Genomic DNA, 25,518 nt, shown 5'->3' with positions numbered 1-25,518 from the left:
GCACCAATACTGGAACGGAAAACCGTCATGACCGTGAATCTGCTGTCCGTCGCCAAACTGCCGCCGCTGCTCGACCAAAGTCTGCAGGATCGATACAATTTCATCCGATTAAGCGAAGTTTCAGACTCGGAACTGGAATCGCTGTCGCCCTCGATCCGGGCGATCGCGGCAAATGGGGAATCCGTCGTTCCCGGATCCTTCATGGCGCGCTTTCCGAATGTCGAAATCCTGTCCGTCTTTGGCGTCGGCTACGATGGGATCGATGTTCCGTCCGCGACGGAACAGGGAATCATCGTGACGAACACGCCCGATGTCCTGACCGACGACGTTGCCGATCACGCGATCGCGCTGCTTTTGTCGATCGCGCGGCAGGTGCCGCAGGCCGACCGTTTCCTGCGCGCCGATAGATGGCCTAACGGCGGGTACCCGTTCACTCGCAAGGTTACCGGAGCGAGACTGGGTATTGTCGGTCTTGGACGGATCGGCGTCACCATCGCCAGGCGAGCCGAAGCCTTCGGCATGGATATTTCCTACACCAGCCGGCAGAAACGCGACAAAGTCCCTTATCTCTTTCACGATGATTTCATTGCCTTGGCGAAAGCCGTGGATTTTCTGATCGTGACCACCTTCGGCGGAGAGTCGACCCGTCATCTTATCAATGCGGATGTGTTGGACGCTCTTGGTCCGCATGGCTTCCTGATCAATGTCGCCCGGGGCAGCGTGGTCGATGAAGCGACGCTGATCGAATACCTGCAAGACGGCAGGATCGCCGGTGCCGCGCTTGACGTGTTCGAGACGGAACCGAATGTCCCGCAAGCCCTGCGGGCACTGCCGAACGTAGTCCTGACGCCGCATATGGCCAGCGCCACGCATGAAACCCGCGCAGCCATGTCGAATCTTTTCCTCGCCAATCTTGAAGCCCATTTCAGCGGCGCCCCGATCCCTGCCCGGGTTCCGCAATAAGCCGAAAACCCAGTTGTCACGCCTATCCAAGGATCCATCCCGTGAACGAGCCTCTGCCAGATATGCCTCCGGAAAACGCGAATGCACCCGGGACCCAGACGCTCAGCCGCGGGTTCGCGATTCTGGAATGCGTGGCGGATGGCATCAATGACGTCAAACGCCTGAGCGAGCGACTGGAAAAGCCGCGCAGCACCATGCACCGGATGCTTAGCACGCTGGTCGCCGAAGGCTATCTGCACCATGTCCCCCAACAGGGATATTTTCTTGGCCCCAAACTGATCCGCCTGGGCGCCGCCGCGCTGCAGCAACGGCCACTAACCGGAATCGCCATGCCGCATCTGGAAAAGCTGGCCGAACTGTCCAGCGACACCACACACCTCGCCGTGCTGGATGGCGAAATGCTGCTTTACCTGGTCAAGATCCCCGGTCGCCGCGGGCTGGAAATGCGTTCGCAGGTCGGCAAACGCATGCCCGCCGCATCGACGGGCGTCGGCAAGGGACTGATGCTGGGGCTGCCGCAAAGCGACTGGCAGGGGATGTTCAACCAGGCCCTCGCCTATAGCGAGGCCGATGCTCATCGTCCGATGCTGGCTCCCTGGGATGAATTCCGCGCCACGATGGAAAACTACCGTGATCTCGGTTTCTCGCTTGATTTCGAGGAAAACGAGCTGGGCATCCGCTGCGTCGGCAGCCCGATCTACGACATTTCCAACAGGGCGATTGCGGGCATCAGCGTCGCCAGCGCCGTCCCCTACATGAGCGAAGAACGCATGTATGCGCTTGGCCCTGCCGTGAAAATGACCGCCGAGGCGATCTCGCGCGATCTGGGCTGGACGGGGGGAAAATAATGACGCAGCCTCACCTTATCGCAATCGACTGGGGCACCAGCAGCCTGCGCGGGTTCCTGATCGACAATGGCGGGAAAATTCTGGAAACCCGTGCCAGCCGGCATGGCATCCAGAACCTGCCGGCCGCGGGCAAAGAGGGGTTCGAACAGGCATTCATTGCCCTGTGCGCGGACTGGGTCACGCAATACAAGATCCTCAACGCCGTGACCTGCGGCATGGTCGGCAGCGCGCAGGGCTGGGTTGAAACCCCTTATGTCGCCTGTCCGGCGGGTACGGATACGCTCCTTGCCCATGCCACGGCGGTTGAGGCGCCGCTGGGGGTCAGACTGCTGATCGCCCCGGGGATGAAATACCTGCCCGAAGGCGGGGCGCCCGATGTCATGCGGGGCGAGGAAATCCAGATCGCAGGGGTCTTTGCCATCGCCCCCGAGACCCGCCACGATGCGTTGATCGTGCTGCCCGGAACCCATTCGAAATGGGCAAGGATCCGTGACGGTCAGGTGGAGAGCTTCTGCACCTACATGACCGGCGAAATCTATGACGCGCTGTCACGCCATACGATCCTGTCGCGTCTGCTGGTGGCACCGAATACCTGCAGCGATGACGAACGTCGCTCGGCCTTTGAGCAGGGGCTGAGCCTTGCGAGCAACGGCGGCACCGGGGATTTCGCCCATCAGCTGTTTTCGGTGCGCACGCTGGGGCTGTTCGGGCATATGCCGCAGGAACTACTGGGGGAATACCTGTCGGGCATCGTCATCGCACAGGAAATCATTTCCGGCATCGCCAAATTCGGCGCAGACGATATCCGCGTTGTCGGCGAAGGTCCGTTGTGCCGCCGCTATCAGGACGCCATCCGCTTCATTGGCGGTACGCCACCGATATTGCACGGAAATACCGCCCCCGCAGGACTATTCCTGTTTGCGACAACGGCAGGACTGACCTCGCAGGGAGATCACGAAACTGGCCAGCTGCGCACCGGCTGACCAGCGAACGGGAGCAAGCCATTCGCGCTTTAAGTAGGGAGGAATACAGACATGAAATTCAAACAGGCAATTGCTGGACTGCTGCTGGGGCTTCTTGGCACCCTGCCCGCCACCGCACAGAACTACCCGGCACGCAATATCGAAGTGATCGTCCCGACCGCCGCTGGCGGGGGTACCGACCTTCTGACCCGGTCCTTCGTCGATCATGCGAACAAGCTTTTGGCGAAGCCCATGGGCGTCGTGAACAAGCCCGGAGGCGGCGGGGCTGTGGGTCTGACGGATGTGGCCCGGGCGCGTCCCAACGGCTACAAGCTCGCCATGGGCTTCGTCGAGATCACGATCCTGCCACATCTGGGGATCGCCCCTTTCAAGGTGGATGATTTCCGTCCGATTGCCCGGATCAACGCCGAACCCGCGGCGATCACGGTGCGTGCGGATTCGTCGTGGCAAACGCTCGAGGACTTCGTTGCCGCAGCCAAGGAAAAGCCCAACACGATCCGCGTCGGCAGTTCCGGCACCGGTTCGATCTATCACCTTGCTGCCGTAGCCTTCGGCAAAGCCGCAGGGGCCGAATTCAACAATGTTCCGTTCGAGGGTGCCAACCCAGCAGTGACCACCCTGATCGGCGGCCATATCGAAGCCGTCAGCGTCTCACCCGCCGAAGTGTCCACGTATGTCGAAGCCGGTCAGTTGCGCCTGCTGGGCGTGATGGACAAGGAACGGTCAGCGCTGTTCCCGGAAATCCCCACGATGAGCGAACTGGGGTATGACGTGTCGGTCGGCACCTGGCGCGGCCTTCTGGCGCCGAAGAACACGCCCGATGACGTGATCAACACCCTGCGTGAGGTCAGCCGCAAGGTTGCCGAAAATCCCGAATTCCAAGCCCAGATGAAACGGATGAACATGACCGAAGCCTATCTGGACGCGCCGGAATTTGCGAAGGCCATCGCGCAGGATGACCAGCAGTTTGGCGATCTGATTTCGAACATCAATCTTGTTGGAAACTGATTGACGGCGCGTGTCCGGCCATCCGGCCGGACACGTCCGATCAAAGGGAGGTAGTCTTATGGACAGTGCCAGCAATCCTGGCGAGCAGGTCCCGTCACTCCGTCGCGATGACAGGCTCGCAATCCTGATGATTTCGGGCGTTTGCATGGTGATTGGCGTGATCACCGCTCTCGCTGCACAGAAGCTTCCGCGGTTTGCCATGAGCAATGATGTCGGCCCCGCAGCATTCCCCACTTTCTATTCGGCCATTCTGATTGCCCTGTCGGTTCTCCTTGCGGTCCAAACCTGGCGCGCGCCGGTTCTGGCGGCGAACTTGAGCGGCGACAGGACCAAACCCGATTATCTTGCCGTCGTGCTGAGCTTCGCCATCAGCGTTGGCTACGCGGTCGGAATCGAGATGATCGGATTCCTTCCGGCCACTTTCGTCGCGCTGATCGTCCTGATGCTGCTGCTCGGGCGCCGCGACTTCATCCTGACCATATTGTTGGCGGCCTGCCTTTCGGGAGCGATTTACATGCTGTTTTCATGGCTGCTGCTTGTACCGCTGCCCACCGGATCGCTCTTCGAGTGACGGCCGAGAGAGAGGATATCGAAGATGCAACAACTTGAGTCTCTCGGGGCCGGTATCATGACACTCGGATCCCACCCGATGGCCATTCTATTGGCCATCGTAGGAGTCGCACTAGGCATCCTTGTGGGCGCGACCCCCGGTCTGAGCGTCGCGATGGGTGTGGCGATCGCTCTTCCCTTCACCTTCGGGATGGACCCGGTTTCTGGTATCCTGCTGATCTGCGGTATCTTCTTTGGCGGGGTGTATGGCGGATCCATCACCTCAATCCTGCTGCGCATACCCGGCACGCCCGCCTCCGCCGCGATCACCATCGACGGCAATGAAATGGCGCGCCGCGGGGAAGGAGGAATTGCTCTGTCGATCGCAGCGATATCTTCCTACATCGGCGGCACCATCAGCGTGATGGTCATGGTCTTTCTGGGCCCCGTCATTGCTGGTTTCGCACTGAACTTCAGCGCCGCCGAAACCTTCGCCCTTGCGGTGTTCGGCCTGTCGGTGATCGCGGGCATTTCTGCGGAAAGCCCGGTCAAGGGGATCATTGCCGGGATTCTCGGGCTGATCGTCGCGACGGTCGGGCTGGATCCGATGGCGGGGATGCCCCGTTTCACCGGTGGCATGAGCGAGCTGTACGAGGTGCCGCTGATCCCGGTGATGATCGGCCTGTTCGCGATGAGCGAAGCCTTCCGTGCCTTCGAAAACAGCAAGGGATCCGTGAAGGAAACCGCGATGCAGTTGGGGCGGCTGTTTCCGGGGATGAGCCTATGGCGGCGATTGAGCACCTCGATCCTGCGTTCCACCGGGATCGGTACGATCATCGGCATGGTGCCGGGTGCCGGGTCAGACATCGCGGGTTTCGTCGCCTATAACGAAGCCCGACGCTTCAGCAAGACGCCCGAAACCTTCGGTAAGGGAGAGCCCGCGGTCATTGCCTCGTGTGAAGCTTCGGCAAGCGCCTGTACCGGCGGGGCACTCCTGACGATGCTGACGCTCGGCATTCCTGGCGACGCAGTGACGGCAATCATGCTTGGAGCGTTGACGCTTCAGGGTCTGCAACCCGGGCCTTTGCTATTCGAACACAACTCCGATCTGGTCTTCACGCTCTTTGCCGGGATGCTGCTGTGCTATCTGGCGATGGTAATTATGGGATTGCTCTGTTCGCGCGTCGTGGGCCGCGTCGTGCGCGTGCCCCGCTCCATCCTGACCCCCGGCATCATTGCCCTGTGCACCGTCGGCACCTATGCACTGAACAATTCAATGTTCGATGTCTATCTGATGCTGATCGCAGGCGGGGTCGGATATTTCATGCAGAAGTGGGGTTTTCCCGCCTCCCCCGTCATCCTTGCTCTGATCATGGGACCGATGGCCGAGGCCAACTTCCGCCGTGCGTTGTCTATGTCGGGCGGTTCCTACGATTTCCTCTACACCCGGCCGATCACGGTGGTTTTGCTGCTGCTGGCCCTGTTCACCATCGTCATGCCGTTCCTGCTGAGCCTGAAGCGCAAACTGACAAGCGCAAAGGCAGGTAGCGTCGCGACGAATACCTGAAACAGCGTTGAAAGAGTACAATATCCGCGCCTGCCCCATGTCGGACAGGCGCGGTTTTATATTGAGGCGATCTGATAAATGCCCCTCCTGCGGTAGTCTGAGCGCTGTAGCCCCGCAACGCATCTACCCACCCTGCTGCCCCCTACGACCGAAAGCATTCTCGACGTCAGACATTCGCCTGTCCGTCTTATCGAAGTTGTCACCGCCAAGTCTCTCTTCGCGCAAAACAGACCCGCGCTCCATTCATCCCCAGTTGCATAGCCCGATTGGCGACCAGCTCCGCTAGTGCGTGGGATCGCCAAACATCTGACCAGCGGCGTGCGCCTGTCCGTTTTCAACATCCGGTCAGAGTCTGCTGTCGTCATCGCTGCTTCACACCGAATAGAGAGCTCCATCCCCTAGTGCTGCAAATACAAATTGCCATAGTAGGGAGGAGATCGTCGGGGCAAAACCTGAAGAACCGGGTGTCGCTGATCCCGATCTACCCAGCGGGATGGCTGTATCGGTTCCACCATCAAGCTGTGGCCGTCATTGCGGTACAGGCTATCGGGCGCCCATCCAGCGGGCGAAGATGGCCGACCCGCGGCTTTCCCACGGCCGGGTACTCTTCTTCTCGCGATACGATCAAGCCAAGAGTCCTGCGTGGTGGCAGTTCTTCATGATCCTATGAAGATCATCATCTTCCATCAATTCGCTCCGTATAACCGTATTATTAGGATTATATGCGGATTATAGATGATCTTTAATACCTCCTTAGTTATTCACGATAAGTCATGCTTATCATGAGTGTTGAAAATCCGGCGGCCTTCCGCCATCCTTCCCCGAAACCACGGGAGAAACCACCATGCCCACGCCGGTTCCGATCAGCTTTTCCAGCCTGTCGAAGGATGAGGAACAGACCCTCACAGATCTCTACCGTCGCGGCACGCCCACGAACACGCTTCGGGCCTGGGAACGCGATCTGGCCTATATCGCCGCATGGAAGGCGGCGGTGTTCGGGCAGCCGCTCGTCTGGCCGGAGGACGAGCGTGTCGCGCTGCGGTTCGTGCTCGACCATTCCATCGACCTGAACGACCGGCCCGGCACCAATGCGCATGACGCAGCGATGGAGCTGATCGCGGCGGGGCTGCGGCGGTCGCTCGACTGCCCTGCCCCGTCGACGCTGGACCGGCGGATCGCCTCGTGGCGGGCGTTTCACCGGATCCGCAACCTGCCCTCGCCGTTTGAGGCGCCGCTCCTGCGTCAGGCGCGGGCCAAGGCGCGCAAGGCCGCGGCCCGGCCCGAGAAACCGAAATCCCCCCGCCCCGTCACCCGCGACGTGCTGGAAACCCTGCTGGCCACCTGCGACGACAGCCTGCGCGGGATCCGCGACCGGGCGGTGCTGATGCTAGGCTTCGCCTCGGGCGGGCGGCGGCGGTCGGAGATCACCGGGCTGAAGCGCGACGACATCGACCTGAGTGACTTTGCCGAACGCGGGCTGATCTGGCTGCGGCTTCTGGAAACCAAGACCACGGCGCGGGGTGCGGCGCCGCGCCTGCCGGTCAAGGGGCGCGCCGCCCGTGCCTTGGCGCATTGGATCGAGGCCGCGCGGATCGACAACGGCCCCCTCTTCCGCCCCGTCAGCCGGGCCGGGCGTCCCCTGCCCCGCCCGCTTGCCCCGGACGCGATCCGCATCATCCTGCGCGCCCGGCTGAAGGCCGCGGGCCTACCCGAGGATTACGCCACGCCGCACGGGCTGCGATCGGGCTTTCTGACGCAGGCGGCACTGGACGGTGCGCCGTTGCAAGCGGCGATGAAGCTGTCGCTGCATCGTTCCGTCCAGCAGGCAGGCCGTTACTATGCCGATGTGGAAATCGAGCAGAACCCCGCAACCGACCTGCTGGAATGAGAACGCCCGGGGAAATTCCGCGGCCAAGCCGAAGGAAGCGTCAAGGCTGATGAAGCAACTCCGCCTCGTATCTGCTAAGACAGGATACGACAGAAGAGGAATACCGCGATGCGCATCAAAACCACCCAGTCCCGGACCGATAAGCCGACCAGATCCATGCCGCCCGCACGGATTCTGGCGAGCGCGATTGCCAGCCAGGAGATCGAGGGCCTGCGCGTTGATCCACTGGCCTTGGCCGAACTGCGGGAAGTCGCAGCTGGCGACCTCAGTCCAACCGAGCTTCGCGTTCGCCTGCTGGAGCGATACCGCAGAGTTTCAGCCACAGATTGAGGTATAGCGAAATACGATAGCGACGATCGACATCTCGACCCTCAGAGCAGCGTACTCAACAATCTGCTCGGCATCACGGATCAGGCAGAACTCGATCAGGTCGAAGCCACGATCGTCGCGCTGGCCACCTTTTAGATACAGAACTCGCCTCTGCCCTAGCCAGCAGGGGGCCGGATTTCTCCTACCTGTGTTGGCAATTCATCGCGCCCTGTTTGGTGACATCTATCCCTGGGCCGGAACGGTGCGGGACGTGGACATCTCCAAAGGGGGCAATCGCTTCGCCAACTGACGCTTCATCGACCAGGAGGGCACGCGGCTGATGGTTGAGCTTGGGCGAGAAAACTGGCTTGCCGGGCTGTCGGCCGAGCGCTTTGCTGAGCGCATGGCCTGGCTCATGGGTGAGTTGAACGTCCCGCATCCATTCAGGGATGGTAATGGCCGCACCCTGCGCGAATATGTACGATACTTGGCGGAACGAGCCGACTATCCGATCACCTGGGAGGACGTGCCGCCCGACGCGATGCTCGCCGTATCGATCGCGGCCTATCGCGGTGACACCACCCTGCTGCCGGCATTGCTCTTGCGTCAGATCGGAGCCGCCGCAGACCACGATGAACAAGCAGCTCCCCTCGCCCTGCCCTGCGCGATCTTGCGAGACAGGCATGCGGCTATGAAAAATGGAGAGTTCCGCCAACACCCACAAGGCTTATGCCGCCGACCGGAAGCATTTCACGGCGGGTATCGCCGTAAGGGGTTGGACGCGCTCATGCCCGATCCGCAGGCCGTTGGCCTCGACATCACCGCCTGTGCCAGCGGCCTGAAATCCGCCGGCAACCGGAAGAATGCCGTCTCAACCATTGAGCGTTGCCCCTCAGCGCTGGCTAGGGCTACACGTCGCGAGGGCTGAGCCTCGATCGACGTGAACGGCATATCGCCACCGTGCTCGCCGGCATCCGCAACACTTATTCTGCACCACCTCGGCAAAAGGAAGCGGTCCTGCCCGAGGACCTTTTGGCCATGCTGGAGACCTGCGACCCTAGCAGACCTTCACGGTCTTCGTGACCCCGCCATGCTGCTGATCGGTTTCACCGGCGGGATGCGGCATTCGGAGATCACCGGACTGGATCCGGGTCACGACCAAACCAAAGATGTGCGCGGGTTAATAGAGGTACTACCAGGCGGCCTCTGGTCTCCCTGCGCGGCAAAACTGGCTGACGCAAGTCAAGATCGGCCGCAGGTCTTCGCCCGCGACCTGCCCGGTCGAGGCGCTGGAGAGCTGCGGCTGAAACTGGCCCCCATCAGCCAAGGCCTATTGTTCTGTCGAATCACGGGTGGGGAAAGGAGCCAGGACCATTCCTCCTCAAGGACCGTGAGGCCGCCGGGCTACAGGGCCGATCTACCTGAGAAAGATCGCCCCGCCCTCTTATCGGAACATAGCCTCCGCGCCGGGCTCGCCTCCTCGGCCGAGGTCGACGAACGGCATATGCAGAAGCAACTCGGCCAACGCCTAAATGACCCGCAGGGTATCAACGAAGACACAATAGTTTAGGGTGAACCTGACAAAAGCTGCTGGGCTTTTACCTCGGCAGAAACTCAGTCCTGCTTCAAAGACCTTGCCAGTTCAATCAACCAGCCTGTAGTCGAGCAGGAATGATTTACGTTCTTATAGCAACCGTGAATCGTTCGGCACCGAGTCGGCCTCACGAGACGCCGATCCACCTACTCTTCACGATGTGGCGTTCCGATCGCCAGAATTCCGATTAGGGACACTTCCGCACCCCTTGCCCGAAAATCAGCCTCTGTTGACAAGACTGTGGATATTATTAACATATATATTTCAATATGTTGTACATCCAATCTCAGCCTGCGTGTGAACGCCGGAACGGTTGAACCCCCTACTCCCTGTGTATTTCCGTTCCGATGGTAGCAAACTTTTCTTGCGCTTTGACCGACCTATCGGCATAGACTGGACGCAATAAGCGAAAAATTCGGGCGGTTACCGTTCCTGGCCTCACCGAAAAACGAGAGCGGACAGATGACACAGGCGCTACACGAGCACCTTTTGGGCTTTGCAAAGGACCTCACCACGGCGCTTAAAGCGCTGTCAGAGAACTCATTTGCGCCCCATGAGGTCAAGACGCTCCGGAAATTTTCGGCCGGTGAAGCAAGCTATTACCTCGGCGTCGCGGACGGATATCTCAGAAAGGCCCATCACGAAGGCCGGATTCCCGAAGTCGAGATGGGTCCGGGTGGGCGCCGAAAATATTCGGCGGATGAGATTCATGAGATCCGACGGGTGCTGGCTTCGACCGCCAAGAACCCGGACCAGTTCCGCCCCGGACGCCGCGGCTCGGATGACCTCACTCAGGTCATCGCGTTCGTCAACTTCAAGGGCGGCTCCGGGAAGACCTCAACCGCTATTCACGCGGCCCAGGACCTCGCGATGCGGGGCTACCGGGTGCTCGCTGTGGACTGCGACCCGCAGGCGTCGCTGACCACATTCTTCGGCTATCAGCCTGAGCTCGATTTTTTCGACGGCGGCTCGCTATATGACGTCATCCGCTACCGGGACCGGGAGACGGGTGAGGGGCCAAAACAGATCACCGACGTGATCAAACACAGCTATTTTCCGAACCTCGACTTGTTGCCCGGCGGCATCCAGGTCGCCGAATTCGAGCATGAAACGCCGGCCGCGCTTAGCAAGGGCGAGTTACCCGTCTTTTTCGACAAGATCCGCTCCGCGCTTCACACGGTGAAGGATGACTATGACGTGGTCATCCTCGACTGCCCGCCGCAGCTTGGTTACGTGACTCTGTCCGCGATCTGCGCCGCTCAGAATATCGTCATGACGATCATCCCAGAACGCGTCGACCTCGCCTCGGCGGCCCAATTTCTCAACATGGCGTCCTCGTTGACCGAGGTCTTGCACGAGAGCGCCGGGGTCGGTCTGTTCGATAATTTTCGGTTCTTGCTGAGTCGCTTCGACACGAACGTGGCGACCCAGGTCGACTTCGCCTCCTTCATTCGAGACCTGTTCGGCGAAGCGGTTATGAAATCAGCTTTCCTGAAATCCGCCGCAATCAGCGAAGCCGGGGTCTCGCAGCAGAGCGTGCTTGAGGTCGAGCTCAGCGAGATGCGCAACCGAAAGACTTATGAGCGGGCGATCCAGTCCATACACGAGGTGACCGAAGAGCTTCACGCGATGCTACAACAAAGCTGGGGGAGGATCTGATGCGAAAGAACCTGCTCGCGAGCAGCCTAAAGGCGGTCCGGGATGGCAAGGCCGCAACGACCGAGGAGGAGCAGAAGCCCCGGAAGCTTTCCGGGGTGCTCGACGTCCAACGCGGCCTGGACCAGCTCAGCGCCGGCGCGGCCCGTCAGATCGACCCAGCCCAGATTTCTGAGAGCGCTGTCAAGGACCGGTTCGACGTTCAGGACGGCCTAGAGGACCTGGTCAGCTCGATCAGGACGTCTGGACAGAAGCTCCCGGTCCTACTCCGCCGCACCCATCAGGGGCCCCTGCCCTACGAAGTGGTCTACGGCCGGCGGCGGATTGAGGCGTGTAGACTGCTCGGCATTCAGGTTCTCGCGCATATCGCGGAACTCAGCGACCGGGAGGCGCTGATCTCCCAAGGGCTTGAGAACGCGGCCCGTCTCCAGCGCAGCTTTATCGAGCAATCGGTCTACGCGGAGCAACTTCTGCGTCACGAGTTTTCTCGCGAAGATATCATGGAAGTGCTCGCAGTCGACAAGACGACGATCAGCCGGATGCTTGGCGTGGTGACTGACGTGCCGCGCGCCGTCATCGACCGGATCGGCCCTGCTCACGACTCTGGCCGCCGCCCTTGGCAGCAGTTGCGGGACCTTCTGAAAGAGAGGACCGACCTCGACCAGCCCGCGCTTGTTGCGCTGATCCCGACTGATGCCGCTAGCAGCAATGAACGGTTGCACGGCCTGATCCGGGCGCTCACTCAGAAGTCCGGCCCAACTCCGCCGGTCAGCGTCAAGCGGGTGCTCGCGGAAGGCAGAGTGAAGGTCGAGAGCGCGCCAGGCAAGATCGTCATCCGGTCATCCGGTGAAGAGATGAGAGCCTTCTCCACCTTCCTTGACGAGCGGCTTGAGCAGCTTCTCGCAGACTTCCGGGGTGACGGGGATGACTGAGTTGACCAGTGGTCAAAATGGGTCCGGATTGTGACCTAAATTGACCGCTGGTCAACAAATCGCGGCCCATAGTTAACGGGCTACAACTAGAAACGAGCAGGAAAGGGAGCAGACTTCAGGCAAAAAGAAACCCCCCGAAAGCGGTGATGCTTCCAGAGGGCTCCGATAGCTTAGACACCTATTTCGTAGCCCGAAAATCGAATCAGCGCAACACCGATTTCGGTGACCGGATCTGGTTTGCCGTCTGAAATCGCATGAAACACATCACATCCACGGTCCTTACGGCCGGGGCACGGAAGATCTGTGCCGACTCCAGGGAGTTTTCGCTCTCCGGCATGGGTTCGATCCCCCATCAGCCAGGCTTCCGCCCTGTCTCACGCCGCGCGATCATGTCCGCGGTCAACACCTGCAGTCGCGAACTTGGTATCCGGCAAGGCGCAGTGGTCGTTCTTGATGCCCTGCTGAGCTGCCTGCCCTGCCAGGGACCCAACGGCAGCGAAATCCCGGTCACCCCCGCCACCTTGCTCACGGTCTATGCAAGCAACGAGACGCTCTGCTTCCGCGCGAAGGGCCTAACTGACCGCCAACTTCGCCGTCACATTGAAACCCTCGAGAAGGCAGGACTGCTTGTCCGGCGCGACAGCGCCAACGGCAAAAGGTTTCCCATCATGAAGGGCGGCAAAGCGATCGGCGCCTTCGGACTGGATCTGTCACCTCTCTTCGCTCGTGCCGACGATCTCCTCGCACTCGCTCTGAAGCGGCGCGAGCAGGCCGCTGAACTGCGCGGTGTGCGAGCCCAGATCCTTCGTCTGCGGGCAGCCTGTCTCGAGCTTCATCTTGATGAGACCACCGCGACATTCGTCGACGGACTCCGCAATCTCGTCCGTCGTGCGACGCTGACCCTCGTAGAGGCTCACGCCGCACTCGCCCGCCTGACCACGGTCATTGGCCAGGCCACCAGTATGGCGATCATTCCCTCTGAACCAGCTTCCGCAACCCACAAGACCGATCGCCATCCCAAGGCCGACGACCCACATCAAGAACCTGACTTGCCCTCCACCGCCGCGATAATTCTTCCCATGGCAGTGGAACCGGACAAGCCTGCCGCGACCGGATCCAACACAAGCTCAGCACCTGCCACCGACAAAACGCCCGCCTATGACGGACAGAATGTCCGCCACATAGAACCAGAGTCAGATACAAAAAAAAGAAAACCCAGCCGTGAGCATCAACCGCGATGGGCCGACCTAACCGAGGTCAGCGCCTTCTATGATGCGCCGGGATGCCATCAGGATACCGCAGCCATCGCCTTCGAGTTCGGGAAGATGCTGAGAATAAGTCAGACGCTTCTTGCCAGCGCTGCCGCAAAACTTGGCTTGTGGGAACTTCTAAGGATCGAGGATCAGATCGCAAGGAAAGTGGAAACCATTCGCAGTCCGGATGCCTACCTCCAATCCATCCTGACGGCCTAGTCTGACCATGTAACTGACAGGTCAAAGCGTCAAAGCATCCCCGAAAAGCGGCGCTTGGGAATCCGTCGCTGTTCTGTCATTGTTCTCAATCGGCGATTCTCGAGGTAGTGTGACGTGCAACCTGTATTTCCAGTCCAAGAGCCAGGACGCGATGCGTCAGGTCTCCAATGCCGTGCTCGAGGATGGCGAGGAACTGATCGACACCGCCGGCAACCTGCCATCGTCACCCGGAACCTATCCGGACTATCCCGCGCCGATCATCCGACACGGCGAAGACTGGAACTGGATGCTGACCGTGGCCCGCTGGGGGATGCCAACCCCCCCGGTCTATCTTAAGGGAAAACGGACCGATCCGGGCGTCACGAACATCCGAAACGTCAGCTCCCCACATTAGCGGCGCTGGCTCGGGACGGAACACCGCTGCCTGGTCCCATTCACCAGCTTCTCCGAGATCGACAGCCGGCCGAGCGCGCCACGCAACAATCCGGTCTGGTTTTCGCTCAGTGAGGATCGACCGCTCGCGTTCTTCACCGGAATCCGCACCGAATGGACCTCGGTCCGGAAACTCAAGGAGGGAGAGGTGACCGCCGAGCTTTTCGGCTTTCTCACATGCAAGGCGAACGCCGAGGTTGAACCGGTTCACGAGAGGGCGATGCCGGTAATCCTGACCCGGCCCGAGCAATGGAGAACCTGGTTGACCGCGGACACACCGGAAGCGCTGAACCTTCAACGGCCACTGCCGGACGGGCTGCTTCGCATCGTAGCGGAGGGGACACATGCGGGCCCTGCGTGAACGACTTCTCGATGAGCCCATCGATTCGCTTCGGCTGCGGAGCGCTCGCGTCCATGAGGCCGAGGGCCGGGGGAGGGTGGGGTTCGCCCTGTTTCAGGCGGTCAGGTTCAGCGGGCCGATCTTCTGGATCACCCTCGCGCATGATCGCGATCGGCTCATGCCATTATCACTTCCCGACGGGGTGGCGGAGCGGCTGCATCTCAATGAGGCCCGAAGCGAGACTGACCTGATCTGGGCGATAGAGGTCGGTTGGCCTCGTCATCGCCGAGCCCGAGAAACCGATGTCGCTGACCGCGGGCAGGCGGCTCCAGCTTGCCGCCGAGGCGAGTCGGACAACCGGGCTCCTGCTGATCCGCGAGGGCGGGGGAAGCAACGCCGCCGAGACCCGCTGGAAATGTGATCCTATGCCGAGGCCCGTGGGCTCGACTCGGCATCGGCGGGCCCTTAATAAGAACAAAAAGGGAACACCTGGGGCCCATTATGTGAGTTGGGATGGAGCGACGGCTGCTTTCCATCTGGCTCCCCCAACTGGCGAGCGACGTCAGCCTGAGGGGCTGTCCCGTTGAAGGGCCTTTCGCGTTGACGCTCAGGGCGTCGAACGCCGAGCAGCTGCATTGTCTGAACGAAGCCGCCAGCCACGCCGGGCTGCATCGCGGCATGCCACTCGCGGATGCGAGGGCGATCTGACCTTGTCTCTCGACCCGGCCGGTGGGCCAGCCGATACGGACCGCACGCCGCGAAGGATGGCTCCGATGGGCTGATCGTCGACGTCTCCGGTGTGCCGCATCTGTTCGGCGGGGAAGCAGAGCTGCTGGCGGATGTCGAAGCGCGACTGGATCGGGTCGAAGAGCGCGATCGCCGGGACGCGGGGTAGGGCCTGGGCGCTGGCCCGGCGGGGCGGCGGGGTGATCCCGGAGGGGCGCTGCTGGAAAAGCTCGGCCCGCTACCGGTGGGCGCGCTCCGGATCGGGCCGGAGATCTCGGAAGGGCTGGCCCGGCTGGGGCTTAAGAAGATTGCCGACCTCACCACTGTCCCGCGGGCACCGCTCGCCCGCCGGTTTGGCCCGGAGTTGCTGCGCCGTCTGGATCAGGCGCTCGGGACACAAGGGGAGTCGGTGGCTGCGGAAACGGATGCGCCGTATTTCGGGGTGAGGATGACCCTGCCCGAACCGATCGGGCTGACCTCGGATGTGATGGCGGCGCTCGACCGACTCCTGGCCCGGCTTTGCGACAAGCTGGCGAGGGCGGGGCAGGGGACACGGAAGGTTCGGCTGGAGTTGCAGCGCGTCGACAGGTCCGCTGCGGTGGTCGAGGTCGGCCTAGCCCGACCGATGCGGGATCCGGCCCGGATTTCCGTACTGTTCCGCAAAGGGGTAGACGAAGTCGACAGCGGTTATGGATCGACGGACTGCGGCTCTTCGCGGTGACAACGGAGCCGCTGGCGCCAGAGCAGGTCGGAAATGCCAGGATCAGGGAAGAGGATGAACTCTCCGATCTGATCTCCCGTCTCGGCAACCGGCTCGGGTTCGAGGCGGTGCAGCGCTTCCTGCCAGCCAGCAGCCGGATCTCGGAGCGCAGCTTTCTCATCGTACCTGTGGCCTACGCAGGGCCGGAGCCGTTCCCGAAAAAGCGCCGCCCCCGGCGCCCGATCACCCTGTTCCCGCCGGAGCCGCTTGCCTCGGTCTCCGGCAGCCCCCCCGCCCTCTTCAGTTGGCGGCGAATGTCCTTCACCACGCACCGTGCCACAGGGCCTGAACGGATTGCACGCACGCATGATTTTTGGCACCAAACTGCATCAGGTTTCCGCAGCCGATTGCGTTAGTCTTCGGCGCCGGGTTGCGTCAACTTCGGCGCCGAAGGGGGCAGTTTACAGACCGTCGAAACTGGCCTCGCGACGGCGCAGTGACTCGCCGCGTAGCTTGATGTGATGGCGGTCGCGCGACAGGCGGTCGAGGATCGCGTCAGCGATGACCGGATTGTCGATGAAGCCATGCCAGTCATTATAGGGGCGCTGGCCGACGATGATGGTCGACAGGGTCCCGCTTCGGTCTTCGATGATGTCGAACAGGATCGATTTCTCGGTTTCGCTCATCGCAACCTTGCCGAAGTCGTCGAGGATCAGGAGCCTGAACTTGGACAGCTTTTCGCGCTCTCGCAGGTAAACGCCGTCTTCCAGCGTCATCGACAGGCTATAAAGCAGGTCGGAGACTTTGTAATAGCGGGCCTTGTGTCCGGCGCGAATGGCGGCCGTGGCGATGCAGGAGGCGATCCAGCTTTTGCCGGTTCCGGTTTCGCCACTGATAAGGACGTTCCAGGCGAAGGGGATCCAGCTGCATTTCAGCAGCTCGCGCATGACAGCGGTCTTGAAGCCCCGTGCCTCATCGCCAATCAGCTCCTCGGGGGCCGCCTTGATCGGGAGTTTCGCCTCGTTCAGCATCCGCGTCAGCCGGCTGGTCGCGCGCCGCTCCTTCTCTGCGATCAGTAGCGCGGCGAGCCTTTCGACGAAGGCCATGTCCGCAAAGAACGGATCTTTGGCCTGACGCTCGAGCGTATCGGCTAAGCCCGCAAGAGACAGTTCACGAGCAAGCGCAACGACATGTTCATGCTGCATCGTCGTCCTCCGAATAATAGCCCGCACCGCGGATGTTTTCGGACGGTGGCGGGGCCTGCTGCGGTTCGGGGCGCGGCAGCTTTTTCGGGCCCCGGTTAAGAATCTGCCGCAGCGCATCGGCATTGATCTGATCGCGCCGGAGAGCCTCGGCACAGGCTGCATCGATCGTGGTTTTGCCGTAGACCGGCGCGACTTCGAGCAACCGCTTCAACATGCTATATGTCGCTCGGGGGTTGGAATTGACATCTAAGTGCTTGCACACGAACCGCCCGAGGCACCGACTGTAGTCGGTGGCGCGCGCGATGAGGGCATCCGGGCTTTGCTGCCATATTGCGCGATGGTTTTCCGGCATATGGGTCGGGTCGATTATCGGCGCGTCATCGGTTGGCGTGACAGCGCGACGAGGATGTACGGCCACAAGCGTCGAATCGTGGTAGATTTCGATGGTCGCGGCCATAACCTTGAGGCTGACCAGCTCACCGATCAGGTATGACGGCACGCTGTAATCCCGCCCTTCGACGTTGACGTGATAGTGACGCTGGATCCTGATACCGGGGTGCCAGCTGCCATAATCATAAGAGGTTTTGGGCAGCGGCTGTAGACAGGGCATTTCGCGGGTTCGGAAGCGTTCGTTCCGTGACATTTTCCAGCGCCGCATGACCTTGTCATTCAGATGCTCCAGCGCGGCTTGCAGCAACTCGTTCAGCTCGGCCATTGATCGAGGCGTGCGGTCCCGCAAAACCCTCGCATAAAATCTTTGGCTCAGCCTGACCGTCCCCTCGACAGCCCCCTTGTCGCGTGGCTCTCTCCCGCGGGCAGGGTCCGGCACGATCCGATAATGATCCAGAAACGCCTGGAACTCAGCGTTGATCCTGGCTTCTCGTCGCTTACTTCGGGCAACGTCAATCGCAGCCTTGAAGTTGTCGAGGATGATCTGTCGGGGAGCAGCGTTCAAGCGAACGAAGATGCGGGTGAGACCGTGGATCACATCCGCCCGACTCTGGCTCTGGATCACCTCCCCCAGGCAGAACTGCGAGAACGGGAAATGGGCGATCAGCAGGGTCGATTTCCTGCGCTCGTTCTGAGGGTCAGTCCAGACGGGCTGGAATCCGGCGAAATCGATCTGCATCACTTCGCCCGGCCGGTAATGATGTCGGTATTCGGGGGCACGTCGCTTCAGGATTTTGGCGAGCTCCCGACAGAAGTTGGCATAGCTCATAGGCGGGAGATCGGTATCGGTGGACTGCTGCTTGAGATAGATGTCATCATAGGTGTCCAGCACGCTGTCGCCCGTCGCCAGAATATGGCGGACGATGACATCCCAGTCGGGCTGAACGCATCTAACCTTGCGATGACCAGACGGCATGAGCATGTCGCGCAGGCGCGCATCTGGAAGATCGCCCAACATCTCAGGCCGGAGACCTGCCTGTACAGCTCTCCGGCGCAGGCGCCGGATCGTGTCGCGATTTCGGTTAATGAGACGTCCGACCTCGGTGTGATTGAGGGTCGGGTCCAACAGCCTTTCGGCCATCCTGCGAATATCCGATTTCATAATATCCTCTCGAACCTGCGCCACGCGCAGGGTGCAGAAATTCGTCCGGCCAGGTGGCCGGTTCTTGACTTGGCGACTGCAATCGAGGAAGTTCTGGGAAAGGGACCTAACCTTACGAGATCTTCTCGGAGAGAGCCGCCGGTTTCGGCGGTTTTCTTTTACTTAGCCATCTGTATCTCCGTACAATTCGGGCCATAGGATCGACGGGTCGGTGCCCAGTGCGTCGGCGATGATCTTCGCTGTGGGGAGTGAACGCCTGCGGCCGGATGCAACGGCTGAGAACACCGACGGGTGCACGGCATGACGGCGGCCCAACTCGGCGAATGAAGTGCCCTTCATCCGCAACTCGTATTTGATTGTCTCGTGACGACCGCGCCTTGCGTCCATGGCCTGCCTCCGTGCCAACAACGTGACAAATCGAGAGCAAACTTGCAAGTTATTGTAATTAATGCGATAAATCTATCTAAATACAGATTGTCACAGGCCAGAAACCCGCGATACGCATATTGAATAATCACATCTTCTCAATCAGCTATGTCCGGGGGGCTGCCCGTTCTGCTCTGCGGTGATCTCTGCTATGAGTTCCGGCAGGTCAATGCCAAGGCGATCCGATAGCTCAGCAAGAACGGTCAGTGTCGGTTGACGATTCGCCGTTTCCAAAAGCGAGATATAGCTTGGCGACAGGTCGGTGCGAAACGCCAACTCTTCCTGCGACAGCCCGGCAGCCCGCCGCCTGCGCTTCAATACCTTCGCGAAGGCTTTGATGAGTTTGGCATTCGTCCGTTCCATCCCAGTGCTAATGGCGAAGGGACAACGATGTATCTATTGACTATAGTCACAGTTTTGCGGTTCCTTGTCCGCATGGATCGTGAAGATGCGGCAGGAGGGTAGAAATGGTTGCGACATGCGTGGGGAACGAGCTTCCGAGGACAGAAACGCTGGAGAACCTGACAGTCTGGCTCCGCCATCTCGAAGCACACCCCGAGCATGACGTCGATTGTACGCTGGAGGTCAGGGTTCCGCTCAGCTATCTGACACGGTTGATGATCCGAGGGGAGCGAGAGGACAGGGCATACCCCGTTCTCGTGCGAGATCTTTTGGAAAAGCACGGGTATGGTGACGGTGAGGGCCTTGCGGCCGATTGAGATCAAGCAGAACTGTGCGAGTGTAGCGAATTTTGCTGCCGGAGCTCAGGTAGGACCGGGGCGTCACCGAGGCTCACGAGGAGATGATGATCCGACGCCGCAAACATACCCGCTTCACCCCGTTCACTGCCTTGTCGAAACACCGACAACGTGATGCTTTCGTGCAGTTGCGCTGGAAGATCCTCGGCGACGCACCGACATACGGTGGGCTGTTCACCAGCGATCTGGTGTTAAACGAGCCGGGGCGCCCCGATATTTTCAGGCAGTGGTTCGATTTTATGTTTCTGGGGCTCGATGACCACAGCATCTGGAACGCCAGCATCATTACCGGAAACCTGCAATTCTGGGATCGCGTTCAGAACCTCGCTGCCGAACGGACACACGCACACCTGAGCGAGACAGAGTTGGACGAGGAATTCCGCTGGGAGTTCAGCCCTGCGTTTCATGTCGGGCGGCAGAAATACTTTCGGGTGACCCGACCGGAGCCAAGCCGCCATGCCGCGCTTGAGGGCCTGACCGTCAGAGAATATGAGGAACGGACCGCCTCTGAGATCCTGCGCGACACCCCACCAGAGATCCACGAAACGTTCCGGCTCGACCGCTCGTATCGCTATGGCATAGGGCTGGAGATCGTCGTTGCCTCTCCGACTATCGACCGCACCGTGATCGAAGACGCCATCAGACGGTTCAGGGAACTTGGTGAAACTGACTGGCAGAACCCCAACCCCATTCCCCGCGATCATCTGCCGCTCCAGACAGAGGCCGAAGCTATGGCGGCCACTGGACCCTATATGCCGCCAGGCTGACCCGCTCGAAAGCCGATGATACTCGGCCACCCCGTTTCCGACATTGCCGGTGGGCACCTGCGTAAGTACCAAGACTTCGCGCGTAAGGCGCTCGGACCGAGCCTGCTATCTTCCGTAGCATCTATGACCCAACGGCAGGAACGGCCCAGAGTTGCCGTTCGGCTTCGTCGTGTACCTTTAGGCGGTGTTCCCCAAACAGGACATTCGTGCGTGCCGCAGCAAAATCAGTCGGCCGATGTCGGCGATGCGGGCGAAGCTGTCGTCCGATCAGCATTTCTCCCGCTCAGGCTATTTCGATCGCGGTCGTGATTTCCCCTTCCGCACCAGTGCGCTCATGGCGATCAGCCCGATTGCCGCGAACGGCACGCATGACAGGAAGACCCATCGGGCAACCTTCGCGGCGTCTGCGGCCGTCTCCATGGACAGCAGGCCCGAGGCATTCGCTACGATCCCGACATAGGCCGCGCCGAGAGCGTAGCCGAGCCTCTGAATCGTGGGGATCGCCCCGGAAACGCGCTGGACCTCGCCTGCATCGGCGAGCGCCACCGTTCGCCTGAGAACGAATGTCCACGCCATCCCGAAGCCGCCGCCCTCCAAGGCTGCGAAGACGGCGATCAGCCAGACCGGGCCTTCCGGAACCGCCTGGAGAAAGCCGAGGATGCTGAGGGCCACGGCCGTCATGCCGAGCGCGATCATCAGCCGATCGAACCGCTCGGGCAATCCGCTGACCAGAACGGCCATGACCGTCCAGCCGATGGACGAACAGGCAACGATGTAACCGGCAGTCAGCGCGGATACGCCGTGGATGGCCGTGACCAGGAGCGGCCCGAACGCCGTGACGGCAATAGTCGCCATGGACATGGACAGGATCATGAGCAGCGCGGCACCGGCCGTCCGCTGCGGATCGAACGGACGACGCGGAAGAAGCCGGGTATCGCCTGCGCGCTCGTCCAGCCACAGAAAGCCGATTAGGCAGACCAGACCGGCGGCGACGGAAGGGACCGTTCGCGGGATCGAGACCTCGACGCCGCCAAAGGCGACCAAAACGACAGCGAGACACAACAGGGACAGACGCCCGACAGGGAATGCAGCGGCGTCGGCCGTGGGTCGTGTCGCGCCCGCATCGCTTCGCAGGACGATCCAGAGGGCGAGTGCGAATGCCTGGCAGGCAAAGAAGACAAAGCCCCAACGCCATGTCGCATATTCGACGAAGAAGCCGCCGACAAGCGGGCCAGCGAAGGCCGAGACGCCCCAAAGGGTCGAAACGGCCGCCATCGCGCGCGCGATGTAGCGGCGCGGGAAGATCAGGCCGACCGCGACGAAGCCCATCGCCACCAGACCGCCGCCGCCGAGCCCCTGCAACGCGCGTCCCGTCAGAAGCAACGGCATGGCCGGGCTGACGGCGCTGAGAATGCAGCCGAACCCGAACAGGGCGGCGGCCATGCCCATCGGCGCGCGCAGGCCGAAGCGTATGATCAGCAATGCGCTGGCCGCTCCCGCGACGATTGACCCGATCTCGTAGAGCGAGACAGACCAGCCCACCAAAGCGGCTCCACCGATCTCGGCCACGATGGAGGGGAGCATGGTGGCGACGATCAGGCTGTCGGCCGCGTGCAGCCAGACGGCCAGGCAAACCAGGGCCAGCGATGCCGCGTAAGGGCTTCCAAGAAACTCCCTCCATGACACGAACGTCTCCGTGTCCTTCCCTGCCTCTGTGTCCGCGTCCGCCATGCCCGTCTCCTCTTGACGGATAGGCTGCTACGGCCTCAACATTGGTTCAGGTCAAGGAGATTCCGAATGGCGAAGAAGGAATTGTCCGTCGGCGAACTCTCGCGCCGCAGCGGGTTGCCCATCTCCACGCTCCATTTCTATGAACGCAGGGGGCTGATTGCATCCGAGAGGACCTCGGCCAATCATCGGGTCTATCGGCGTGAAATCCTGAGGCGCGTGACGGTCATCAAAGTCGCGCAGAGCGCGGGCATCCCGCTTGCCGAGATATCCCAAGCGCTCTCGCAACTGCCACGCGACGCACCGCCCGACACACACGATTGGGAGCGCATCGCCGCAAGCTGGCATGACGATCTGACGCGGCGGATCGAGATTCTCACGGCGCTTCGCGACAAGATGGCAATGTGCATCGGCTGCGGATGTCTTAGCGTGAAACGTTGCCCTTTGGTCAACGCGGACGATCATCTGGCGAACGACGGCCCCGGGGCCCGGCTGCTTTGAGGTTACCGGGAACGCCTCTGAATCTGTCGTTCGCGATACTGCGAAGAAATCTGCTGTCGCGAAATTCCCAGAACCTGCAACAACTCTGCCCTATCATGCCGACGCTTCCACAGTGATCGCGCAACGCCGATCCCGGTCGGTCGCATGGAGGGCTTCGGCATCATTGCGCGGAATCTTGTGAAACCTCGACCGCGCCGCGCTATCCTCATGCATCATCGTGACGCCCACGTTCCATCCGCCCCAACTGACCCAAACCAAATGGCGGCAAGGGGACGCAAAGCCACCTTGCGGCGGTGCCGTGTCCCCGTCTTGGTGGTCGTCGGTCGCCAGTCCGGCCCAAAGCGGCCAGTCACCCGGACAGGATGCTGCTTCGCCGCGCCCCCCAGAGCTGCCGTTCGGATTGCTCCGCAGCAAGCGACCGGCTAGGATGGTAGCTATGCGGACAAAGCTGCCGTCGACGGATACCACCGTCGGCCGAACTTAGGTAATGATTAGAAGGCGGAACGGAATGGCAAGACGCATCGAGTTTCAGAGTATCGTTCATGATGGACTCGCTGCTTTTATCAGCCGCAATAACGATTTGAACGGATACTGGGCCCTCGGTCAGTTAAGAAACTGGATAGAGGATGAGGGTGCGGCCCTGCTTGTCATACCGCTGGTGGATGACCGATTCAGCGACCAGAAAGCTCAAATTTCTCCGCTATCTCAACGCTTCGCAAAAACGCTTCAATTTTTGATGGAAAGCAAAAATATGCCCTCCGAGTGGATTCAGGACGCTCGCTTCACTATTGAGTTGACCGCTCCTGACTGTCTTAGCTGCTCGTTTCGTGTGATTTCTGACCTTGGGCGCTCTTTCGAGGCCAACCGCATTTTGTCGGTGCAACGGCACGATCCGCGCCGCGAATTAAGGAGGTGCACCGCGAGAACATAACCGGCAGCTTTGGGCTCTGACTGTCGATCCCGCCGACCTGACCGCACCCTCGCGCTGGAGCGGGCCAGCGGCGGTCACTCTGCGGGACGGAGCGGACGGTCGTCAAAATTTAAGGAAGCGGCATGCCTTATTCAGCACCTGAACCAGTCGCGTCTGAGCTGAGCGCCTGGAACAACGGAAACGGCGCGGAGTTGGAAGTTCTTTCGCAATACGAAGGCAGCTATCGCTTGTCAGTGTCCTATTCAGCGCTTCTGTGGCCGAAGTTTAAATTGGTCGGCCCATACATCCTCAGGGAGGGTGCGAGCGCAGAGGGGATAGCGGAATGGGAGGACAGTCTTTCTGGTGATTCACGTGGTTTAGAGGCCGTTATGAATCACATCCACCTGACGGACTATTTCCTGCACCACGACGATGGGCTGTCACGTGAGGTGGTCGCGTTCCTGACACGGCAGTTGTGTGAAATACATGAGGCAAAGCTGATGTGGCAGTTTCCCGACCGACCATGTCGGGTGATCAGCACAACGCCTGACGACCCCGAGGAACTCGACAACTACCAGATCACATTCTGGCAAAAGAAGTGGGAAGCGACTGGCGGCTAAGGGCTCTGACTGTCGATCCCGCCGACCTGACCGCACCCTCGCGCTGGAGCGGGCCAGCGGCGGTCACTCTGCGGGACGAAGCGGTCGTAGCTATGAAAATCTCGCGCACAGAATCTGCAAGGTAGAACAAATGCAATCTGCTCGAATTTGGTTCCAGAAGCCCGCCACAGCGATAACGCTTACGCAGTGCAAGGAATACCTTCAGGGTATGGGTGTTGAGGTGATAGACGCAGAATGGCGCTTAGATGGCTATGTGGTCCCGCAATTGCATGTGACAAACCCCTCTAACTTCCTCATGCAGTTGGAAGATGACAGTTGGGTCGTAGAAGAAGCAGAAGAAATTTCACGATCTGCGCCAGAGGCATTGAGGGGCAGATTGTCTAACTGCGAAGCGCGACTGAGCTTTGGAGACGCCTCCGACGAGAGTGTCACCACAACGGATAGAGGCATTTTCGTCATGGCTGGATGGACGTCTTTTGACCCTGAAGAGCCGCAAGCGAGGGAACTTCTAGAAGCGCTCACGCGAATGGTCGATGGGATTTTTGAGGACAACACAACCGGCACATGGTGGGTACCGACCGTCCGCTAAGGGCTTGCCTGTCGATCCCGCCGACCTGACCGCACCCTCGCGCTGGAGCGGGCCAGCGGCGGTCACTCTGCGGGACTTTCTTGCCGGTCACCCCGCGCGTAATATAGGCGCTATGGAAGATCATCAAATTGCCTTGGACTACCCTTTGCTTGGGCTGATCAAGCACTGCGAGACGCTTTGTGAAGCGGCTTGCTGCGGCGTAGATGCGTTCGACTTTTCTCCTATCCATATTGCGTCATCCCTCATCCGATACACCGGGAAGATTGAAAGCGAAGAGGTAGATAAGGTTCTGTCGCAACTGCGAAATCTTGATGTGGAGGCCGAGCGCCTGACGAGAGACGGCGGCACTACCAGCATTGAGGTGATGAACCAGGTTTTCAACGGGCCCGCGCTTTTCGCGCTGTCGGCCACGATCAGGGACAGCCTCACAAAGGCGGTGCAGCTTGTCGCGGACGTCCAGCGTTTCAGCTGAAAGTCCGCTATGGGCTCTTCATG

Annotated in this window: 26 protein-coding genes; 21 read left to right on the top strand and 5 right to left on the bottom strand. The window is 60.7% G+C overall.

What is annotated here, in order from left to right:
• Positions 1–27: 27 nt before the first annotated feature.
• The 15 genes from D2T30_RS19450 to D2T30_RS19380 all read left to right on the top strand — a co-directional run bounded on the left by D2T30_RS19450 (position 28) and on the right by D2T30_RS19380 (position 15,988).
• Entirely contained in the window at positions 28–963 is a 936-nt protein-coding gene (locus D2T30_RS19450) for a 2-hydroxyacid dehydrogenase (protein WP_128210209.1), read from the top strand.
• Positions 964–1,025: 62 nt separating this feature from the next.
• Positions 1,026–1,811 (top strand): IclR family transcriptional regulator, encoded by a 786-nt coding sequence (locus tag D2T30_RS19445; RefSeq protein ID WP_128210215.1) that lies wholly within the window; start codon positions 1,026–1,028, stop codon positions 1,809–1,811.
• Positions 1,811–2,794: a 2-dehydro-3-deoxygalactonokinase gene (locus D2T30_RS19440; RefSeq protein ID WP_128210208.1), complete on the top strand. Its 984-nt coding sequence runs from the start codon at positions 1,811–1,813 to the stop codon at positions 2,792–2,794. Before D2T30_RS19445 ends, D2T30_RS19440 begins: the two co-directional genes overlap by 1 nt.
• A gap of 51 nt (positions 2,795–2,845) precedes the next feature.
• Complete coding sequence (locus D2T30_RS19435) at positions 2,846–3,802, top strand: tripartite tricarboxylate transporter substrate binding protein (RefSeq protein WP_128210207.1); 957 nt, start codon at positions 2,846–2,848, stop codon at positions 3,800–3,802.
• 58 nt (positions 3,803–3,860) lie between these two features.
• A complete protein-coding gene (locus tag D2T30_RS19430) occupies positions 3,861–4,373 on the top strand; it encodes a tripartite tricarboxylate transporter TctB family protein (protein WP_128210206.1) in 513 nt (170 codons plus the stop codon).
• Between the two features lie 24 nt (positions 4,374–4,397).
• The gene (locus D2T30_RS19425; protein WP_128187661.1) at positions 4,398–5,918 is read left to right on the top strand and encodes a tripartite tricarboxylate transporter permease; all 1,521 of its coding nucleotides are present in this window, start codon (positions 4,398–4,400) and stop codon (positions 5,916–5,918) included.
• 844 nt (positions 5,919–6,762) lie between these two features.
• Entirely contained in the window at positions 6,763–7,806 is a 1,044-nt protein-coding gene (locus tag D2T30_RS19420) for a tyrosine-type recombinase/integrase (RefSeq protein ID WP_128187662.1), read from the top strand.
• Positions 7,807–7,914: 108 nt separating this feature from the next.
• Positions 7,915–8,136, top strand: a complete 222-nt coding sequence (locus tag D2T30_RS19415) for an antitoxin VbhA family protein (RefSeq protein ID WP_128187663.1) — start codon at positions 7,915–7,917, stop codon at positions 8,134–8,136.
• A 319-nt stretch (positions 8,137–8,455) separates the two neighbouring features.
• Positions 8,456–9,043: a Fic family protein gene (locus D2T30_RS23425; RefSeq protein ID WP_206613014.1), complete on the top strand. Its 588-nt coding sequence runs from the start codon at positions 8,456–8,458 to the stop codon at positions 9,041–9,043.
• Between the two features lie 1,128 nt (positions 9,044–10,171).
• A complete protein-coding gene (repA, locus tag D2T30_RS19400; protein ID WP_128187664.1) occupies positions 10,172–11,368 on the top strand; it encodes a plasmid partitioning protein RepA in 1,197 nt (398 codons plus the stop codon).
• Positions 11,368–12,297, top strand: coding sequence for a plasmid partitioning protein RepB (gene repB / locus D2T30_RS19395; RefSeq protein WP_128187665.1), 930 nt, complete (start codon positions 11,368–11,370; stop codon positions 12,295–12,297). The genes repA and repB overlap by 1 nt, the downstream gene beginning before the upstream one ends.
• A 254-nt stretch (positions 12,298–12,551) precedes the next feature.
• Entirely contained in the window at positions 12,552–13,769 is a 1,218-nt protein-coding gene (locus D2T30_RS19390; RefSeq protein ID WP_128187666.1) for a helix-turn-helix domain-containing protein, read from the top strand.
• A gap of 151 nt (positions 13,770–13,920) precedes the next feature.
• Positions 13,921–14,163, top strand: a complete 243-nt coding sequence (locus tag D2T30_RS24035) for an SOS response-associated peptidase family protein (RefSeq protein ID WP_338325450.1) — start codon at positions 13,921–13,923, stop codon at positions 14,161–14,163.
• Positions 14,164–14,193: 30 nt separating this feature from the next.
• Positions 14,194–14,562, top strand: coding sequence for an SOS response-associated peptidase family protein (locus D2T30_RS24030; protein ID WP_338325451.1), 369 nt, complete (start codon positions 14,194–14,196; stop codon positions 14,560–14,562).
• A gap of 949 nt (positions 14,563–15,511) precedes the next feature.
• A complete protein-coding gene (locus tag D2T30_RS19380; RefSeq protein WP_128187667.1) occupies positions 15,512–15,988 on the top strand; it encodes a Y-family DNA polymerase in 477 nt (158 codons plus the stop codon).
• Between the two features lie 440 nt (positions 15,989–16,428).
• Here D2T30_RS19380 and D2T30_RS19375 read toward each other — a convergent pair whose 3' ends face one another.
• From D2T30_RS19375 to D2T30_RS19360, 4 genes are all read right to left on the bottom strand, one after another.
• Positions 16,429–17,172 carry an ATP-binding protein gene (locus D2T30_RS19375; RefSeq protein WP_164884369.1) on the bottom strand — a complete coding sequence of 248 codons (744 nt, stop codon included), beginning with the start codon at positions 17,170–17,172 and terminating at the stop codon, positions 16,429–16,431.
• Positions 17,162–18,724, bottom strand: coding sequence for a Mu transposase domain-containing protein (locus tag D2T30_RS19370; protein WP_128210204.1), 1,563 nt, complete (start codon positions 18,722–18,724; stop codon positions 17,162–17,164). Before D2T30_RS19370 ends, D2T30_RS19375 begins: the two co-directional genes overlap by 11 nt.
• Before the next feature lie 162 nt (positions 18,725–18,886).
• Positions 18,887–19,111 carry a helix-turn-helix domain-containing protein gene (locus D2T30_RS24195; RefSeq protein WP_128210203.1) on the bottom strand — a complete coding sequence of 75 codons (225 nt, stop codon included), beginning with the start codon at positions 19,109–19,111 and terminating at the stop codon, positions 18,887–18,889.
• A 141-nt stretch (positions 19,112–19,252) separates the two neighbouring features.
• Positions 19,253–19,513: a helix-turn-helix domain-containing protein gene (locus tag D2T30_RS19360; protein ID WP_128210202.1), complete on the bottom strand. Its 261-nt coding sequence runs from the start codon at positions 19,511–19,513 to the stop codon at positions 19,253–19,255.
• 442 nt (positions 19,514–19,955) lie between these two features.
• On the opposite strand from D2T30_RS19360, the gene D2T30_RS19355 reads away from it, so the two are divergent.
• Positions 19,956–20,675, top strand: coding sequence for a hypothetical protein (locus D2T30_RS19355; RefSeq protein ID WP_128187702.1), 720 nt, complete (start codon positions 19,956–19,958; stop codon positions 20,673–20,675).
• A gap of 288 nt (positions 20,676–20,963) precedes the next feature.
• On the opposite strand, the gene D2T30_RS19350 is transcribed toward D2T30_RS19355, so the two are convergent.
• Complete coding sequence (locus D2T30_RS19350) at positions 20,964–22,406, bottom strand: MFS transporter (RefSeq protein ID WP_128210201.1); 1,443 nt, start codon at positions 22,404–22,406, stop codon at positions 20,964–20,966.
• Between the two features lie 66 nt (positions 22,407–22,472).
• Here D2T30_RS19350 and soxR point away from each other — a divergent pair, with 66 nt between their 5' ends.
• The 5 genes from soxR to D2T30_RS19325 all read left to right on the top strand — a co-directional run bounded on the left by soxR (position 22,473) and on the right by D2T30_RS19325 (position 25,495).
• On the top strand, positions 22,473–22,904 hold the full coding sequence (gene soxR, locus D2T30_RS19345) for a redox-sensitive transcriptional activator SoxR (RefSeq protein WP_128187698.1): 432 nt from the start codon (positions 22,473–22,475) through the stop codon (positions 22,902–22,904).
• A gap of 508 nt (positions 22,905–23,412) precedes the next feature.
• Positions 23,413–23,835, top strand: a complete 423-nt coding sequence (locus D2T30_RS19340) for a hypothetical protein (protein WP_128187696.1) — start codon at positions 23,413–23,415, stop codon at positions 23,833–23,835.
• A 122-nt stretch (positions 23,836–23,957) separates the two neighbouring features.
• The gene (locus D2T30_RS19335; protein WP_128187694.1) at positions 23,958–24,434 is read left to right on the top strand and encodes a hypothetical protein; all 477 of its coding nucleotides are present in this window, start codon (positions 23,958–23,960) and stop codon (positions 24,432–24,434) included.
• A 130-nt stretch (positions 24,435–24,564) separates the two neighbouring features.
• A complete protein-coding gene (locus tag D2T30_RS19330) occupies positions 24,565–25,023 on the top strand; it encodes a hypothetical protein (protein ID WP_128187692.1) in 459 nt (152 codons plus the stop codon).
• Between the two features lie 4 nt (positions 25,024–25,027).
• A complete protein-coding gene (locus D2T30_RS19325) occupies positions 25,028–25,495 on the top strand; it encodes a DUF6331 family protein (RefSeq protein WP_128187690.1) in 468 nt (155 codons plus the stop codon).
• Positions 25,496–25,518: the final 23 nt, after the last annotated feature.

Origin of the sequence: Paenirhodobacter populi, from assembly GCF_004022215.1 — a bacterium.
Taxonomy (GTDB): Bacteria; Pseudomonadota; Alphaproteobacteria; order Rhodobacterales; family Rhodobacteraceae; genus Rhodobacter; species Rhodobacter populi.
This window is presented reverse-complemented; position numbering and strand designations above follow the sequence as displayed.